The sequence below is a fragment of the Microbacterium martis genome, from assembly GCF_047246685.1.
Classification (GTDB): domain Bacteria; phylum Actinomycetota; class Actinomycetes; order Actinomycetales; family Microbacteriaceae; genus Microbacterium.
In genome coordinates this window covers 1,126,909-1,143,795 of sequence record NZ_JBFOKT010000002.1, presented here as the reverse complement: position 1 = coordinate 1,143,795, position 16,887 = coordinate 1,126,909, and the positions used below count along the sequence as shown (strand labels likewise).

At 67.3% G+C, this 16,887-nt stretch carries 14 protein-coding genes; 2 read left to right on the top strand and 12 right to left on the bottom strand.

Going from position 1 to position 16,887, the window contains the following annotated elements:
* Positions 1-50: 50 nt before the first annotated feature.
* The gene (gene recQ / locus AB3M90_RS13445) at positions 51-2,147 is read right to left on the bottom strand and encodes a DNA helicase RecQ (protein WP_412952650.1); all 2,097 of its coding nucleotides are present in this window, start codon (positions 2,145-2,147) and stop codon (positions 51-53) included.
* Positions 2,148-2,260: 113 nt separating this feature from the next.
* On the opposite strand from recQ, the gene AB3M90_RS13440 reads away from it, so the two are divergent.
* Together AB3M90_RS13440 and AB3M90_RS13435 are read left to right on the top strand one after the other, a co-directional pair.
* Complete coding sequence (locus AB3M90_RS13440; protein ID WP_412952649.1) at positions 2,261-2,626, top strand: GNAT family N-acetyltransferase; 366 nt, start codon at positions 2,261-2,263, stop codon at positions 2,624-2,626.
* Positions 2,623-3,540: a pirin family protein gene (locus AB3M90_RS13435; RefSeq protein WP_412952648.1), complete on the top strand. Its 918-nt coding sequence runs from the start codon at positions 2,623-2,625 to the stop codon at positions 3,538-3,540. The genes AB3M90_RS13440 and AB3M90_RS13435 overlap by 4 nt, the downstream gene beginning before the upstream one ends.
* Positions 3,541-3,771: 231 nt before the next feature.
* Here the strand turns inward: AB3M90_RS13435 and AB3M90_RS13430 are convergent, their stop codons facing one another.
* The 11 genes from AB3M90_RS13430 to AB3M90_RS13380 form a co-directional block, all read right to left on the bottom strand.
* Positions 3,772-4,050, bottom strand: coding sequence for a type II toxin-antitoxin system RelE family toxin (locus tag AB3M90_RS13430; RefSeq protein WP_412952647.1), 279 nt, complete (start codon positions 4,048-4,050; stop codon positions 3,772-3,774).
* Positions 4,047-4,322: a type II toxin-antitoxin system Phd/YefM family antitoxin gene (locus AB3M90_RS13425; RefSeq protein ID WP_412952645.1), complete on the bottom strand. Its 276-nt coding sequence runs from the start codon at positions 4,320-4,322 to the stop codon at positions 4,047-4,049. Before AB3M90_RS13425 ends, AB3M90_RS13430 begins: the two co-directional genes overlap by 4 nt.
* A gap of 599 nt (positions 4,323-4,921) precedes the next feature.
* A complete protein-coding gene (locus AB3M90_RS13420; protein WP_412952644.1) occupies positions 4,922-6,634 on the bottom strand; it encodes an RHS repeat-associated core domain-containing protein in 1,713 nt (570 codons plus the stop codon).
* A gap of 1,285 nt (positions 6,635-7,919) precedes the next feature.
* Positions 7,920-9,080 (bottom strand): RHS repeat-associated core domain-containing protein, encoded by a 1,161-nt coding sequence (locus AB3M90_RS13415; protein WP_412952643.1) that lies wholly within the window; start codon positions 9,078-9,080, stop codon positions 7,920-7,922.
* 211 nt (positions 9,081-9,291) lie between these two features.
* Positions 9,292-9,966, bottom strand: a complete 675-nt coding sequence (locus AB3M90_RS13410) for a hypothetical protein (RefSeq protein WP_412952642.1) — start codon at positions 9,964-9,966, stop codon at positions 9,292-9,294.
* Positions 9,967-10,181: 215 nt separating this feature from the next.
* Positions 10,182-11,639 carry a sodium/solute symporter gene (locus AB3M90_RS13405; protein WP_412952641.1) on the bottom strand — a complete coding sequence of 486 codons (1,458 nt, stop codon included), beginning with the start codon at positions 11,637-11,639 and terminating at the stop codon, positions 10,182-10,184.
* A complete protein-coding gene (locus AB3M90_RS13400; protein WP_412952640.1) occupies positions 11,636-12,010 on the bottom strand; it encodes a heavy metal transporter in 375 nt (124 codons plus the stop codon). Before AB3M90_RS13400 ends, AB3M90_RS13405 begins: the two co-directional genes overlap by 4 nt.
* Positions 12,007-12,726, bottom strand: coding sequence for a LytR/AlgR family response regulator transcription factor (locus tag AB3M90_RS13395; RefSeq protein WP_412952639.1), 720 nt, complete (start codon positions 12,724-12,726; stop codon positions 12,007-12,009). The genes AB3M90_RS13400 and AB3M90_RS13395 overlap by 4 nt, the downstream gene beginning before the upstream one ends.
* A 9-nt stretch (positions 12,727-12,735) precedes the next feature.
* Entirely contained in the window at positions 12,736-13,917 is a 1,182-nt protein-coding gene (locus tag AB3M90_RS13390; protein WP_412952638.1) for a sensor histidine kinase, read from the bottom strand.
* A gap of 320 nt (positions 13,918-14,237) precedes the next feature.
* A complete protein-coding gene (locus AB3M90_RS13385) occupies positions 14,238-14,477 on the bottom strand; it encodes a YbdD/YjiX family protein (protein ID WP_412952637.1) in 240 nt (79 codons plus the stop codon).
* A 10-nt stretch (positions 14,478-14,487) separates the two neighbouring features.
* Positions 14,488-16,743: a carbon starvation CstA family protein gene (locus AB3M90_RS13380; protein WP_412952636.1), complete on the bottom strand. Its 2,256-nt coding sequence runs from the start codon at positions 16,741-16,743 to the stop codon at positions 14,488-14,490.
* Positions 16,744-16,887 lie beyond the last annotated feature (144 nt).

Here is a 16,887-nt window from a genome sequence, read left to right as displayed (position 1 = left end):
GTCAGGCGTTGTCGGCTCGCGACAGGAGTCCCTCCCCCGAAGCGCCCGGGTCAGGCGGCGGCGATGACGGCGAGCACACCCTCGCCGTAGGCCTCGCGCTTCTTGGCGCCGATGCCGGTGATGCCCTCGAGATCGTGGAGGGATGCCGGGCGGTGCTCGGCCAGCGCCCGCAGTGTCGCGTCGCCGAACACGATGTACGCCGGCACCCCCTGCTCGCGCGCGGTCTCGGCGCGCCAGGCGCGCAGCGCCTCGAAGAGGCCGCGGTCGCCGGCATCCAGAGCATCGGCAGCGCCGGCTTTGCGGGCGCGGGCGGAGGCGGAGGGTCGGCCGATCGTGTCCTTCCGGAGCGGCACCGGCGTCTCGCCGCGCAGCACCGGCGCCGCGGCTTCGCCCGGCGCCAGGGTGCCGTAGTCGCCCTGCGCGATCAGGATGCCGCGGGCGAGGAGCTGTCGGACCACGCTGCGCCAGTCCTGATCGGAGAGGTCGGCGCCGATGCCGTAGGTGGCGAGCCTGTCGTGCCCCTGCTGACGGATGCGCTCGGTCGACGCGCCGCGCAGGATGTCGATGATGTGGCCCGCACCGAACGCCTGGTTGCGCTCGCGCTTGAGCCGCACGATCGTCGAGAGCAGCTTCTGCGCGGGGATCAGCCCGTCGAAGGTCTCGGCCTTCTCGAGGCACGTGTCGCAGTTGCCGCACCCTTCGACTCTCCCGGCTCCGCCCTTTTCGCTCAGGGACCGAGCCTCCGGAAGGGATTGCCCGAAATAGCCCAGCAGGTTCTTCCGGCGGCACTCCACGGTCTCGCAGAGCGCGAGCATCGCGTCGAGGTGCTGCCCCATGCGCATCTTGAAGGTGCGGTCGCCGGGGCTCTGGTCGATCAGGCGCCGCTGCTGCACCACGTCGCCGAGGCCATATGCCATCCACGCCACCGACGGCTCGCCGTCGCGTCCGGCGCGGCCGGTCTCCTGGTAGTAGCCCTCGACCGACTTCGGCAGGTCGATGTGTGCGACGAAGCGCACATCGGGCTTGTCGATGCCCATGCCGAACGCGATGGTCGCGACCATGACGACGCCGTCTTCCCGGAGGAACCGCGACTGGTTCGCCGCGCGGACCTCGGGCGGCAGCCCCGCGTGATACGGCAGGGCGTCGATTCCCTGCGCCGAGAGGTACGTCGCGGTCTGCTCGACGGACTTGCGGCTGAGCGCATAAACGATGCCGACCGCCTCCTGCGGCTGCTCGCGGATGAAGGCGACCAGCTGTTTGCGCGGATCGACCTTCGGCACGATGCGGTACTGGATGTTGGGCCGGTCGAAGCTCGCGACGAAGTGCTTCGCGGCGTCGAGGTGCAGCCGCTCGGTGAGCTCTTTATGGGTGGCGCGGGTCGCGGTGGCGGTGAGCGCCATGCGCGGAACGCCGGGGAACCGCTCGCCCAGATCTCCGAGCGCGAGGTAGTCGGGGCGGAAGTCGTGGCCCCATTGCGACACGCAGTGCGCCTCGTCGATCGCGATGACGCTGAGGGTGCCGCGCTGCAGCAGCGCGGTCGTCGCGGGGCTCGACAGGCGCTCGGGGGCGACGTAGATGAGATCGAGCTCGCCCGACACGTAAGCGCGCTCGACCTCGCGGCGCTCGTCGATCGACTGCGTCGAGTTGAGGTAGGCGGCCTTGACGCCGTTCGCGCGCAGCGCGTCGACCTGATCGTGCATGAGCGCGATGAGCGGGCTGATGACGAGGCCCGTCCCTTCGCGCACGAGCGCAGGCACCTGATACGTGATGCTCTTGCCGCCACCGGTCGGCATGAGCACGACGGCATCCCCGCCTCCGATGACCTGCTCGACGATGGCTGCTTGATCGCCGCGGAAGTCGTCGTAGCCGAACACTGTCTGCAGCGCTTCGATCGCGGTCGGAAAGCGGCTGGGCGTGGCCTTGCGGACGGCGGGCCCTTCGACGGGCTCAGGGACCCAGGGCTTGGGCGAGACGGGCGTCGTCGGCCCGGGACCCCAGTCGAGGGGCGGCTCGAAGCCGGCGCCCTGCGGCTCCCAGTCGAGGGGCTCGGGCGGCTCGGCCGGTTCCCACCCGCCCTCCCAGTCGTCGCGGGGCGGCTCGTCGGCGAACGGCAGATCCTCGTACGGGTCACGGGGAGTCTGCGGCATCCCTCCAGCGTAACGACCCTCGCCGACACGGCGCGGGGGTCTGTGCACAGGGCCAGTCGCGACGACCGCGGGAATCCGGGCGTAAATTGGATGCAGACGCATGAAGGAGCCCCATGACCGACATCACCGTCACCCGCAACGACGATTCCTCGCGGTACGAGATCCGCTCCGACGGGGTGCTCGCCGGCTTCGCCGCATTCGACGAGCGGCCCGGCTCGATCCGCTTCCTCCACACCGAGATCGACGAAGCGTTCCAGGGGCAGGGCCTGGCCGGACGGCTCGCCCACGATGCCCTGACGGATGCCGCGGCATCCGGATCCGCCATCGTGCCGCTCTGCCCCTACGTCGCGAAGTACCTGACGACGCACGAGATCGAGGGCGCCGAGATCCGATGGCCGCGCCCTTCGACAGGCTCAGGGGCCCAAGGGCAGAGCTCAGGGAGCCAGGCGCAGGGCTCAGGGACCCAGGCGTCCGAATGATCGGCGAGCGCCGCATCGTCCTGGAACCGCGCGACGTTCCGCTCGGCGGCGTGCGCGGCATGAACGTGCTGCGCCTGCTGCCGCACCGCAATCTGCCGACCATCGGTGCGTGGTGCTTCCTCGACCGGTTCGGTCCGGCCGACACGAAGATGCGGGTGGAACCGCATCCGCACATCGGCCTGCAGACCGTGACCTGGCCGCTCGTCGGCGAGATCCGGCACCGCGACTCGCTCGGCAGCGACGTCGACCTGCGCCGCGGGCAGCTCAACCTGATGACCGCCGGCGACGGCATCTCGCATTCGGAGTATTCGATCGGAGACGGTCTGGTGCCGCTCGACGCGCTGCAGTTCTGGGTCGTGCTGCCTGACTCCGCTCGCCGCGGCGCCGCCGGCTTCGAGCAGCACACCGAGCTTCCCGGTGTTCGGCTGCCCTCCCTCGACGGAGCGGATGCCGCGGCCACGGTCGTGCTGGGCGAGTTCGCCGGCATCACCTCTCCGGCCACTGTGCACACACCCATCGTGGGCGCCGAGATCGTGCTGCCCGCCGGAGCCCGCGTGCGCCTGCCGCTGCACCCGGAGTGGGAGCACGCGCTCATGCTCGTCGAGGGCGATGCGGTGGTGGCGCAGCATCCGCTGGAGCGCAACGACATGCTCTATCTCGGCGACGAACGGGATGCTGTCGAGGTGTCGAGCGCGAACGGCGCGTTGCTGTTCCTCGTCGGCGGCGAGCCGTTCGAGAGCGAGATCGTCATGTGGTGGAACTTCGCCGGTCGCACGCACGAGGAGATCGTCGAGGCGCGAGAGGACTGGGAGGCGGCATCCGACCGCTTCGGATCGGTCGAGGGGCATGACGTGCGCATCCCGGCGCCGCCGCTGCCCGACGTGCGGCTCATGCCTCGCGGCCGCAGGATCTGACGCAGGCGCTCACCCAGTCGGCGAGGCCCTTGCCCTCGAGGTACGCCGTGGGCGTCGTCGAGCAGCGCCGAACAGTTCGGGGCGAACAGCACTGGCAATTTGCTCTCGAGCTGCGCTTCTATGTCCCAGAGCACTCGATGCTCGGCCGTCTCACGTCGGGACTCCTCGTTCCCATGCCGAACCACCGGTAGCTCCGCGACACGCGCCTGATGTCGGGCCCGTTCATTCAGCTCAGTTCACGGTCGGTGCTGGCGGCCTGTAGGCGTGCTCACGGTGTCGTGCACGCACGACGACGAGTCGGTCGGTCTCAGCGAGGTAGAACAGCACCCGATAGTCGCCTCGTCGTGCCGATCGCAGCCCCTCGAACTCCGCCTGCAACGGCTTGCACATCCGCAGTGGGTTATGAGGCAACGTGAAGACCGCGAACTCGACGATCGCCTGCGCGATCTTCGGCGGGAGCTGATCGAGATCCCTCCATGCAGAATCGGCGAACGATGTGACCCAGGTCACCGGTCACGAACCCCGTAGCGTTTCATGGTTTCGGCAGCGCTACGAAGGTCACCGCGCTCGTCCTGGCGTCGAGCACTTTCGACGCTCTCACGGCTCTCGGGCTGGGACAGCCAGAACAGCGTCTCGTAGAGGGACTCCAACGAGTCCTTGCTCACCAGCACAGCGGCCGTGTGGCCGTATCGGGTGATCTCGATGCTCTCGTGTTCACGCTCGACCTGATCGACCAGCTTCGACAGCTGATCCTTCGCTTCGCTCAGAGGGACGGTCTGCATGCCATACATGTTAGCCAGGAAGTTGGCCCGAAGGTAGCCTGCTTATGGGCCAGCGGTGCACAGGGCGCGGTCCACGGCGAGCGCGTCAACCAAAGCAACCTCTCTCGGGATCTTGCCGCCTGCGAGCCCGCCGTGGTCCCAGCTCGACTCCGATCCAGTGGTTCAGCGCCGCGGCCATATCGCGTAGTCCATCGACCCCGCCCGTCGACGAAGAGACTTGCGGGTCATCAGGGGCCGTTACAGATCCATCTTGATCAGATACTACTGCTGCGAATGCAACATCACGAAAGGCAGGATGTCTGCAGCAATTCGCGAGCACCGGATAAACCTGTGATCTGCAACTATCTCCGACTGAGGAGAACTGAAGTCGATTTGATCAGTCAAATTATCGATCTCTTCAAGAAGCGAGTCAATCTCGTCTCCGTATATCGAGGATTCGCCCAACGCGTCATGCAGTCCGCTGTCATCAAACAGCCTCGTAATGCACTCGACGTAACTTGACTGCCAGGGAGACCCAACCTCAAGCCATACTCGACTCTGAAACAATGAGCTAGCCATCTCGGCGAGCGAATAAACTACGTCTCGATGAGAAAGATAACTCATTGGAAGACCTCCGGCAAGAATGAGAATGTCGAGTAGGGGATGTGAGCCTCGGGTGAAAACTTGTCTACGGGTTTCCAAAAAGCATCCAACGCCTGACCGTTTTTCTGCCAGCGAACGTATGGACTTCTCGAATGCACATATGGACTATTCGGATTCCCTTCCATAACGCGTACGCTGTTCCCCGGATTTCTGATGTCGTAGTAGGTGATACCCGGGCCCTTCCGTGCGGGCTTGACACCCCAATTTGTTGGTATCCCCGCCGGCCTAGAAGAGAGCACGGGTTGACGTACCGGAGGCCTGGATTGCAGCGACGCCCTTGGCGCGACTACCGGAGTCATCCTGCGCCAAGTGTAGATGCCCATCGGCGTCGTGTACCGCTGCATGTTCCCAGGCATGCGTGGTGAGGACAAGTAATTGCCGCCCTGCGAGCCGCCCGCCCAAGGGCTCCACCACTTCTTTCCGGTGAGGTCGTGTCCGTTGATGGGGTCTGTGGGCCAGGAGTAGTCGTTCGCTCCGCCACCCTCGATCGGGTCGACCTGCAGGAAGCGGCCGAGGGCGGGGACATACAGCCGTGCTCCCATCTCGACCACGAGCGTCGACCCGGCGGATTCGGCGGGTTTGAGTGCGCCTTGGTGCCAGAGGGTGTTCCCGGCGACCTGGTTCGTGTCATCCGCCGCCGCAGTGCCGATCGCGAACGTCGTCGGGTCGACCGGTTGCCCGAACGGATCCCACAGGAGCAGGGCCCCATTCATGCCGTTTGCACGGGTGATGAGTCCGTGGCCGCCGAGTCCGGGGAACGACCAGGTCACCGTGCCAGCCTGGTTCGTCCACGACACCCCACCGGGAAGTCCGACACTGCGGGTGAGGTCGGTGCCGGTGGTCTGCCCCCACGCGGCATCCCCACCCGCCGCGAACAGATACCGCGTCGTGGATGCCGGAGCGGCACCGGCGGGGTCGGTGGTGCGGGCCACGATCCGCCCTGTCGCGTCCCGGAGGATGGTCACGGTCGTGCCGTCGTCGTACGTGGTCCCCACATGCCGATCCGCCGCGTCATACACGAACTGCATATCCCCGAGACGGGTCGTGTTGCCCCGGGCGTCGTACACGATCTCGGATGCCGCAACCCCGTCGGTCACGCTCGACCCCCCCGGAATCGCCCCGGTCACCGTGGAAGACAACAGCCGGTCGGCCCAGTCGTAGCAATACGCCGTCGACGTCGTCACCGCCGCCTGCCCGGGCGCGGTCCACACGTCTGTGAGCCCGGTCCGGTTGCCAGAGGCCCCGGCCGACGTGTTCGGGCCACACCCGCCCGACGAACCGAACGCATACGACAACACATGCCCCGGGATCTTCGCCGTCACCAACCGGCCACCCGCGTCATACCCGTACGTCGACGAATACGACACCGACCCGGACGCGGACGTCTGCTGCACGATCCGGCCCGACTGCGACCGCGCCACACTGTCAGACACGATCTGCCCGCCCACCGACCACTCCTGCGACACCACCCGCTGCGCCTGATCACGCCCCACCTGACTCAGCGCCGACCCCTCCGGATACGCCACCTGCGCCAACCGCTGCAACGCGTCATGCGTCACCCCCGCGAGCTGCGTGCCGTCGACCGTGACCGTCAACACCTTCCCGTCCGCGTCGTACGAGTACGCCGTCACCGACGCCACCCCACCCGCCGGAGTCGTCGAGACCTGCATCACCCGACCGGATGCGGGGTCAAACGACGGGATGCAGCAACGTAAGCGCGACCGTCAGCGCGTGCACGGCAGTGTCTCGCTAACACCGCCGTCGGCGGGTCATCGACCCAAAGCCAACCGGATCTTGGTCACGATATCGATGATCTCCGCATCCGTCGGGCCCCGCAGGCCAGATCCGGTTCCCGGGGCAGAAGTAAACGACAGCTCCTCTCCCGACTCGAGCACGATGGCTGGCCCCCCGTAGGACGTGCTCGTGGTTTCTCTCACAGAGACCTCTCGTACCGACTCGGACACGACGTCTCTCCGGTGGACGGAACCCCCTAACGCCGAGGCTGACTTATGGAAGTGCAGCTCAATGCGGTTGTCAAGAAGTAGCGCCCAACCCGGCCCGATGTGCTCAACGGCCCGACCTTCCGGCCCATTCGATTCCCCTTGGATGAAGACGAAGAACCCTGTCGCGCGACGGTCTCGCGAATCCCTGGCAGCGCGGGCAAAGTAGGATCGCCAACGAAACGCGTTGAAGACGAAGGTCGCGAGAAAAGCCGCGCCCCCGACCGCGAAGAGCACGACACTCGATATCGCAACGCCTTGCAACGTTGGCACGATCAGGAAAACGCCTCCTGCGAGAGCCGCTATGGTCGTCGCTACGTTACGGGCGAGCGTCGTTGTCGGTCCGTACGACGCGTGCACAAGTCGGTCCATAGGCTCACCCACCTCACCAATCAATTTCCGGCCGTTTCGCGGCCCCAGGCATAGATGTCAAGAACATAACGCTTCCTGTGAGTGTCCCAAATATGCCGCCCGCTAGCGTGCCCCCGACGGGACCCGCTAGAACTCCGATGACATTGCCGACTACCATCCCGGTGAATCCGAGACCGCAAAGCGCGTCAAACTCGAGGGCTATCTCACTCGTGCCTTCGGGCGTGGATCTCAACCGTTTCATCCGGCATGCTTATGGCCATAAACGGGCGCCTCAGAAAACGGGTTCGCTTCACTTGCCCCCCGCCTGAAACATACCGAGTCCCGATCTCGACAAGTCTTCGAAGGAGTTCCTCCTCTTCTTCGAGTGAACGGTCCTCATCGATCCAGGACATACCATACTCGTTATCGAGAACCAAGGAATACAGCGTCATCCCCGTACGAGAGATAGAAGCAAATCGATTGGCCGCGTTCGCCTCTAGCCGTAGACTCGCGGAGGATTGATCGAGTTCCGTAGTCGATTCGATACCAGGGATACGCGGTGCGAGCGTGTCAAGCAGCACCGCAACTTCCGGGTTCGATCGAATCATTTCCAATCACCGTACTTCCAAATAGTTGATCCGGTGCGGTTACGGGTTATTCCGCCCCTAGATCTTTCAAAATGCGCGTGCAGCGGCTGAACGCGCTGCCGCCAGTTTGGCATCTTGGCCCAGTGTCGTTGCTGCGCCCCGATCGAAACCCGAAAAGCACCACCGGATGGCGGCTTGCCTATGCGAAGTATGTTATTTCTCTGCATCGCTGTGCGCGCGACGTTTGCAACAGAAGTGAGTTTACGCGCGACCGTAGTTGCACGGACAGCTGTCGTGATCAACCTTGTAGCCACGACAGCCGCCTTGATCACGAGTCCGGCCGCCGTCCCCACTGCAGGGATGAACATGATGGCGGTAGAGACGACGTCGAGCGCGAGTAGCCAGTCGAACTCGCCCGAGAGGTCGGCGGAGTTGATGGGGTCTGGTGGCCAGACGTAGTCATTGTCGACACCACCCTCGATCGGGTCGACTTGGAGGAAGCGTCCGAGGGCGGGGACATACAACCGTGCACCCATCTCGACCACGAGCGTCGACCCAGCGGATTCTGCCGGTTTCAACGCGCCCTGGTGCCAGAGTGTGTTCCCGGCGATCTGGTTCGTGTCATCCGCCGCCGCAGTCCCGATCGCGAACGTGGTCGGGTCGACGGGTTGCCCGAACGGGTCCCACAGGAGGAGAGCGCCGTTCGTGCCACCGGTGCGGGTGATGAGCCCGTGGCCACCGATCCCGGGGAAGGACCACGTGACGGTGCCCGCTTGGTTCGTCCAGGACACCCCGCCTGGCAGACCGACACTGCGGGTGAGGTCGGCGCCGGTGGTCTGCCCCCACGCCGCGTCCCCGCCCGCCGCGAATAGGTACTTCACCGTGGATGCTGGAGCAGACCCCGCAGGGTCGGTCGTGCGGGACACAATCCGCCCCGACGCATCCCGGAGAATGGTCACGGTGGTGCCGTCGTCGTACGTGGTTCCCACATGCCGATCCGCCGCGTCATAGCTGAACTGCATATCCCCGAGGCGGGTCGTGTTGCCCCGGGCGTCGTACACGATCTCGGATGCCGCGACCCCGTCGGTCACGCTCGACGCCCCTGGGATCGCCCCCGTCACCGTGGAAGAGAGGAGCCGGTCGGCCCAGTCGTAGCAGTACGCCGTCGACGTCGTCACCGGCGCCTGCCCCGGCGCCGTCCACACATCCGTCAACCCCGTCCGGTTCCCGGAGGCCCCCGCAGACGTGTTCGGCCCGCAACCACCAGACCCCGCGAACGCATACGTCAGCTCGTGCCCGGGATCTTCGCGGACACCAACCGGCCCGCCGCGTCATACCCGTACGTCGACGAATACGACACCGACCCCTGCTGCATCACCCACCTTGGCGTTAGAGCGCATTTAGTTCGGTCAGGCGCAGCACGGCAAGGCGAGCGGTTTCGCACAGACGCTCCGACCAATCGCCGGATACCCAGATCGAATTGCGATCGAGTATCGCGCTCAGCATACGGCGCGCGTCGCGCAGGTGTGATGAGCGGAACTCCGCCGGCGCCTCGTCCATGCTGACCGCCAATGACGCGAACCACCAGCGGACGGCGGCATCTGGCGACATAGTAATGTCTTGCCGGTTCACTGTTCTTTGGCAGTACGCGAGCAGAGCCTTTATCGCCTTATCGTTGGAACCTGCGGCCTCCGCGTTACGGAGAGCCTGCACAAGCGCGCCATCCAGTCGCTCCACCCGTGCCATTGCTTGTAGTAGCGGAAGCTGCATTGCCATAGCGACTGCGCCGGCGTCCACACTGGGGCCGTCGGCGGTGCGCGCCGAGAGAGTTGAAGAGCGGCCTTCGCGCGGACCATGCACCAGTTCGGCATAGTCGCCGTTATAGAGTTCTCCGACTATGGCGGCGACATTCGATCCAGTCGATGATCCAACCAATGAGTCACGAACAAGAATGCAATGGTCGCGCGGAATGTCATTCTCCTCGACGCTAAGGGCGTACCGATGTGGCGTCCAGCAGCGGAACCAACCCCATTCGTCCGAATCAATGTTCGGGACGACGACCACCACAATGCTTCCAGCGAACTCACCCAGAGGCGAGTAACCGACTGTAACGCCATTGCATCCCTGACTAGTGCGCAATATGGACCCCCCTTCCTCGACCCGTGTAGCCAATCACGGAGTACGAACGACTCGAATAAGTGTGATAATTCCATTCCGAGGGATTGTAAGAGTTCACGCCTAGAGCGGCGCCCTCTTCCGGTATATCGGCCGAGGGCGGCTCAGCTCCGCTCGGGCGAGTGCACCCGCGCGAGGAAGCGCGCCGTTCGCGGCGACGGCCCCCGCGGGTCGAGCAGCGACACGACGACGGTGACCGCCGTCGCCAGCGGGATCGTCCACGCCGCCGGTTGCGCGAGGTACGGGGCGGCGATTCCCTCTCCGCCGATCGCCGCGTGCACGAGCAGCGCGAGCCCCGCCGAGAGGCCGCCCGACAGCATCCCTGCGACGGCTCCTCGTGCGGTGAGCCTTCGCCACCACACGCCGAGCAGCACGACCGGCGACAGGGTCGATGCAGCTACCACGAACACGACGCCCACGCTCGAGCCGAGGCCAGCCGGGGCGGTGAGCAGCGCCACCGCGAGAGGCACCAGCGCGCACAGCACGGCCGACAAGCGGAACGACCGCACGGAGCCCGAGAAGACGTCCTGGCTGATCACCCCCGCGAGCGAGACGACGAGCCCCGCGGAGGTGGCGAGGAACGCCGCGAACGCGCCCGCCACGATCAGCGCCGTGAGCAGCTCGCCGAACACGCCGGGGAACACCCGCGAGGGAAGAAGCAGCACGACCGTGTCGGCGACGCCCGGTGCCGCGAGGTCGGGCGCCTCTATGCGCGCGAGCAGCCCCATCGTGCTCGACACCGCATAGAACGCGCTCACCATCGCGATGACGATCACGGTCGTCCGCCGCGCCGACACCCCGGTCGGGCTCGTGTAGAACCGCACCAGCACATGAGGGAGTCCCATCGTCCCGAGCAGCAGGGCGAGCAGGAGGGATGCCGTCGCGTAGGCGTCGAACCCCGATGGGCCCGCCTCGGCGGGGAACACCCGCGCCGGGTCGACGTCGTGCGGACCGCCGCCGAGCGCGAACGCGATGCAGACCACCGGGACGAGGAGAGCGGTCAGCTTCAGCCAGTACTGGAACGCCTGCACGTAGGTGATGGCGCGCATGCCCCCGGCGGCCACCGCGGCGGCGACGAGCACCGCGACCGTCACGGCACCCACCCACTCGGGAACGCCGGCCACCACGAGCAGCGTGATGCCCGCGCCGTGCAGCTGCGGCACGATATAGAGCCAACCGATGACGAGCACCGCGATGCTGGTGACCCGACGAGCGGCGAGCGATTCCAGACGCGCCTCGATGAAGTCCGGGATCGTGTAGGCGCCGCTGCGCCGGAGCGGGGCGGCGACGAAGGCGAGCACGAGCAGGTATCCGGCGGCGTAGCCGATCGGGAACCAGAAACCCCGCGCACCGTCGAGCAGCACGAGTCCCGCGAGGCCGAGGAACGTTCCCGCAGAGAGGTACTCGCCGCTGATCGCCGACGCGTTCCAGACCGGACGCACCGTGCGCGAGGCGACGAAGAAGTCACCGGTGGTGCGCGACACCCGCAGCCCGTACACGCCGATGAGCAGCGTCGCCACGATGACGAGGACGACGCCCACGAGGTCCATCACCGCATTCATTCGCGATCCCGCAGCGCGCGGTAGCGGCGCTCGTTGCGCGCCGCCGTGCCCGCATAGAGCAGCGCGAACACGAGGATGATCGGATAGAACGCGTAGGCCTGCAGCAGCCACGACAGCGGCACGCCCCACAGCATCACCTCGCCGATCTGCGGGATCAGAGCGATGGCGAGCGTCAGAGCGACCACGACGATCACGAAGCCCGCGACGGTGCCGAGCGCGAGGCGCAGCTGACTGCGCATGAGCGCGCGCGCATAAACGGCATCCGCCTCGTCCACCGGCGAACCGGGAAGCGCGATGCCCCGCGTGAGCGCCGACGGCCGTCGAGCGGGCAGATCGGCGGTCACCCGCACCCGTCGGGGCGACTCGCTCACCCGGAGACCTCGCGGCGGACGAGCGCCTCGCGGACGGTCGACACGAGACGCCGGCTGACCGGAAGGGAGATCTCTCCGATCGACACCGACGGCTCCGCCCCCGACAGGCGCGCCTCGGTGACCGCCGCGACCTGCACCAGAGAGGAGCGGTGGATGCGGAGGAATCCGGCATCCGCCCACCGCTCCTCCAACTCGGAGATCGGGATGCGCACCAGGTGCCCGGCCCCGTCGCCGGTGTGCAGACGGGAGTAGTCGCCCTGCGCCCGCACCCAGCGCACGTCGCTGCGCCGCACGAACCGCACGGTCGACCCGACGGTCACCGCGAGGACCTCGTCTTCGCCGGTCGTCACCGGGTCGTCGAGCTCGAGAACGCGGTCGACGGCCTGCCGCAGCCGCTCGACCCGCACCGGCTTGAGCAGATAGTCCGCGGCGCGCAGCTCGAACGCCTCGACCGCGCGCGCTTCGTCGGCCGTGACGAAGACCACGGCCGGAGGTCGGGCGAGACCGGACAGCGCCCGGGCGAGTTCGGTGCCCGAGAGTCCGGGCATATGGATGTCGAGGAACGCGATGCGCGCCGTGCGCTCCGACAGCAGGCGCAGCGCGTCGGCGCCGGTCGCGGCGGTGAGGATGTCGTCGATGCGGTCGTCGGTGCGCAGCAGATGGACGAGTTCGTCCATCGCGGGCTTCTCGTCGTCGGCGACGAGCACGTCGATCATGCGCGCACCTCACTCGTCGTCGGGGTCGTGCAGCGGCTGCGACTTGGGCACCCGCATGCGCACCAGGGTACCCGCGCCCGTGTTCGTCTCGACGACCAGTCCGCCCTCGGCGCCGTAGAGCTGACGCAGGCGGGTGTCGACGTTGCGGAGCCCGACATGGAGCCCGTCATCGGCGGCCGTCAGCGTCGCGCGCAGCTGTTCGGGATCCATGCCGACTCCGTCGTCTTCGACCGCGATCTCGGTGTGCGTGCCGCCGTCGCGCGACAGGATGCGGATCTCGCCGCCACCCTCCCCCGGTTCGAGGCCGTGCCGCACCGCGTTCTCGACCAGGGGCTGCACCGACAGGAACGGGATCACGGTCGACAGCGTCTCGGGAGCGATCTGCAGCGTGACGCGCAGGCGGTCGCCGAAGCGCGCCCGCTCGAGCTCGAGATAGGAGTGGATGCTGCCGAGCTCGTCGGCCAGCGTCGTGAACTCGCCCTGCCGTCGGAACGAGTACCGCGTGAAGTCGGCGAACTCGAGCACCAGCTCCCTGGCACGGGCGGGATCGGTGAGGATGAACGACGCGATCGCGGTCAGCGCGTTGTAGATGAAGTGCGGAGAGATCTGGGCGCGGAGCGACCGCAGCTCGGCTTCGGCCAGCTGCGTGCGAGAGGCGTCGAGACCACCGAGTTCGACCTGGGCGGCGCACCAGTCGGCCACCTCCTCCGCGGCGCGCACCAGCGACGCACGCACGGGTGCCGAGAAGGCGACGACGACCCCCTCGATCCGTCCGTCGACCACGATCGGCGCGCCGACGGCCTCGAGGTGATCGTCGCGGTTGGCGGCGGGAAAGATCTGGCGACGACCGGATGCCCGCACCTGGCCGGCGATGCGCGTCGCCGCGGCCCCCAGTCCATCGGACGGTCCGTCGAAGGAGACGGTGTCGTCGGCCGCGACGATGGCAACGGCGGCACTGCCGAGCAGGACGCGCAGATGCCGCGCGGCTCGCACCACGTCGGTCGCCGAGAGGCCGGCGCGCAGATGCGGAGCGGCCAGACTCGCCTGGTGAAGCGCGCGGAGGGCGGCCTGCTCCGCGTCGCTGCCGAGATCGGGGGTGCGGCGCGCCAGCCGACGCGCGAGCAGCAGGAGGACGGTGAGGACGATGCCGCCGAGCGCTCCGAGGATCGCGGCCAGGACGACGTCGTTCATGGGTTCAGCCTAGGGAGTGGGCTGCGACGCTTCGACAGGCTCAGCGACCCAGTGGTGGGTCCCTGAGCCTGTCGAAGGGTGCGCGACCCAGTGGTGGGTCCCTGAGCCTGTCGAAGGGTCAGCGACCCAGTGGTGGGTCCCTGCGCCACCCAGTGGTGGGTCCCTGAGCCTGTCGAAGGGTCAGCGACCCAGTGGTGGGTCCCTGAGCCTGTCGAAGGGTCAGCGACTCAGTGGTGGGTCCCTGAGCCTGTCGAAGGGTCAGCGACCCAGTGGTGGGTCCGTGCGCCACCCAGTGGTGGGTCCCTGAGCCTGTCGAAGGGTCAGCAGCAGCGGGCACCGGGATTGCGGTCCTGATCGTCCATCTTCTTCCGCCAGAACTGGCGCTCGGTCAGCGGCTCGTCGCCCGGATGCTCGCGCCGGTGATGCGCGACGTACGTCGCGTAGGCGGTGTCGCCCATCAGCGTCGTCATGTACCAGCGGATGCCGCGGCCGGCCCGCCCCACCGCGCAGGCGAGCGTGCGCAGGGGGCCGGGGGCCGCGGCATCCGTCCTGTCCGTCATGGTCGCCGCCTCAGTGGCCCGAGGCCCTGCGGTCGTCGGCCAGGATCGGCTCCCACTGCTTCTCGAGCTCGCGCTCGGCGGCGTTCGGCAGGAACCCGGCGGGCGCGAAGCGCCGCGAGGCCACCGGAGCGTCTTCGGTGTTCTCGCCGCCGCCGTTGCGGATCGCCTTCACTGTCGCGACGACCGCCATGACGATGACGACGATCGCCAGCACGACGAAGATGATCGACAGCGTTCCCTGCACGGCCGTGTTGCGGATGACCGCCTGCAGCACCTCCGGCGCGCCGAGCGTGTCGTCGCCCGAGTTCAGCGCCTCGAGATAGCGGAAGTGGTTCGCCCAGTACCCCACCGCCGGCACCGGCGAGAAGATCTTGTACATCGACGCCGTGATCGTCACGACCGCCGTGAACGCGAGCGGCAGGCCGATGATCCAGAGCCACTTGACGTACGACCGCCCGCGCTTCGCGACGATGGCGAGCACCACGGCGAGCGCGATCGCGGCGAGCAGCTGGTTCGCGATGCCGAACAGCGGGAAGAACGTGTTGATGCCGCCGAGCGGATCCGAGACGCCGAGGATGAGGATCGCTCCCCACCCCGCCACCATGATCGCGGTGCAGATCCACACGCCCGGACGCCACGAGACGTCGCGGAACCTGGGGAACCAGGCGCCGATCGAGTCCTGCAGCATGAAGCGGGCGACGCGGGTTCCGGCATCCACCGCCGTGAGGATGAACAGCGCCTCGAACATGATCGCGAAGTGGTACCAGAACGCCATGAGCGCCTGCCCGCCGAGGGCCTGCTGCATGATGTGCGCGAGGCCGAGCGCGAGCGTCGGGGCGCCGCCGGTGCGCGACACGATCGACTCCTCGCCGACGGCCGCCGCGGTGCCCGTGAGCATGTCGGGAGTGAGGTTCACCCCCGTCAGGCCCAGGGAGTTCACGAAGGCGACGGCTCCCTCGACGGTGCCGCCGGTCGCCGCCGACGGCGCGTTCATCGCGAAGTAGATGCCCTGATCGATCGAGATCGCGGCGACGAGCGCCATGATCGCGACGAACGACTCCATGAGCATGCCGCCGTAGCCGATGAAACGGGTCTGGCGTTCCTTCTCGACGAGCTTCGGAGTGGTGCCCGAGGCGATCAGCGCATGGAACCCCGACAGGGCGCCGCAGGCGATCGTCACGAACAGGAAGGGGAAGAGGGGCCCGGCGAACACCGGACCCATGCCGTTCTCGCCGAAGATGCTGACGGCGGGGACCGAGATCTCCGGACGCACGAGCACGATCGCTCCGGCGAGCATGACGATCACGCCGATCTTCATGAAGGTCGACAGGTAGTCGCGCGGGGCGAGCAGCAGCCAGACGGGGAGCACCGCGGCGATGAAGCCGTAGATGATGATGCCCCAGGCGATCGTGGTGCGGTCGAGGTGGAAGATCGCCTGGCCCCACTCGGTGCCGGCGACCCAGCCACCGGCGATGATCGCGGCCATGAGCAGCACGAAGCCGATGATCGAGACCTCGGTGACCTTGCCCGGGCGCAGGAATCGCAGGTACACGCCCATGAAGAGGGCGATCGGGATGGTCATCGCGACCGAGAAGACGCCCCAGGGGCTCTCGCCGAGCGCATTGACGACGACGAGCGCGAGGATCGCGACGATGATCAGCATGATGAGCAGCGATGCGACGATCGCGGCGGTGCCGCCGATCTTCCCGAGCTCCTGGCGGGCCATCTGGCCGATGGTGCGGCCGCCGCGGCGCATCGAGAAGAAGAGCACGGTGTAGTCCTGCACGGCGCCGGCGAGCACGACGCCGACGATGATCCAGATCGTGCCGGGGAGGTAGCCCATCTGCGCGGCGAGCACGGGACCGACCAGCGGACCGGCGCCGGCGATGGCCGCGAAGTGGTGACCGTAGAGCACCCGGCGGTCGGTGGGAACGTAGTCCTTGCCGTCCTGCTTGACCTCGGCCGGGGTGGCCCGGCGGTCGTCGGGGCGGGTGATGTAGCGCTCGATCACCTTCGAGTAGAAGCGGTAGCCGATCAGGTAGGTGCAGACCGCGGCGAACACGAACCAGATCGCGTTGACGGTCTCGCCGCGGACGATGGCGAGCATCGTCCAGGCGACGGCCCCCAGCAGGGCGATGGCCGCCCACAGGAGGATCTTCGGCAGGGTCCAGCGGTTCGCCTTCTCGTGGTGCTCGGTGCTGAGAGCGGTGGGCGGGAGTTTCGGGTCGGTGACGATGGCGGGTTCGGTGCTGCCCGGTGCGGTCATGGGGGTCTCCTCGGGATACGCGACGTTGCGTTCCCCCACGGTAGGGAGCGGCACGCGAGACCCGGGGGCGGACGAGCGGATGCTGCGACGAGCGGCGTCTCTCACGCGACGAGCGGGGGTTTCGTCTCGCTCCGCTCGCTCAAC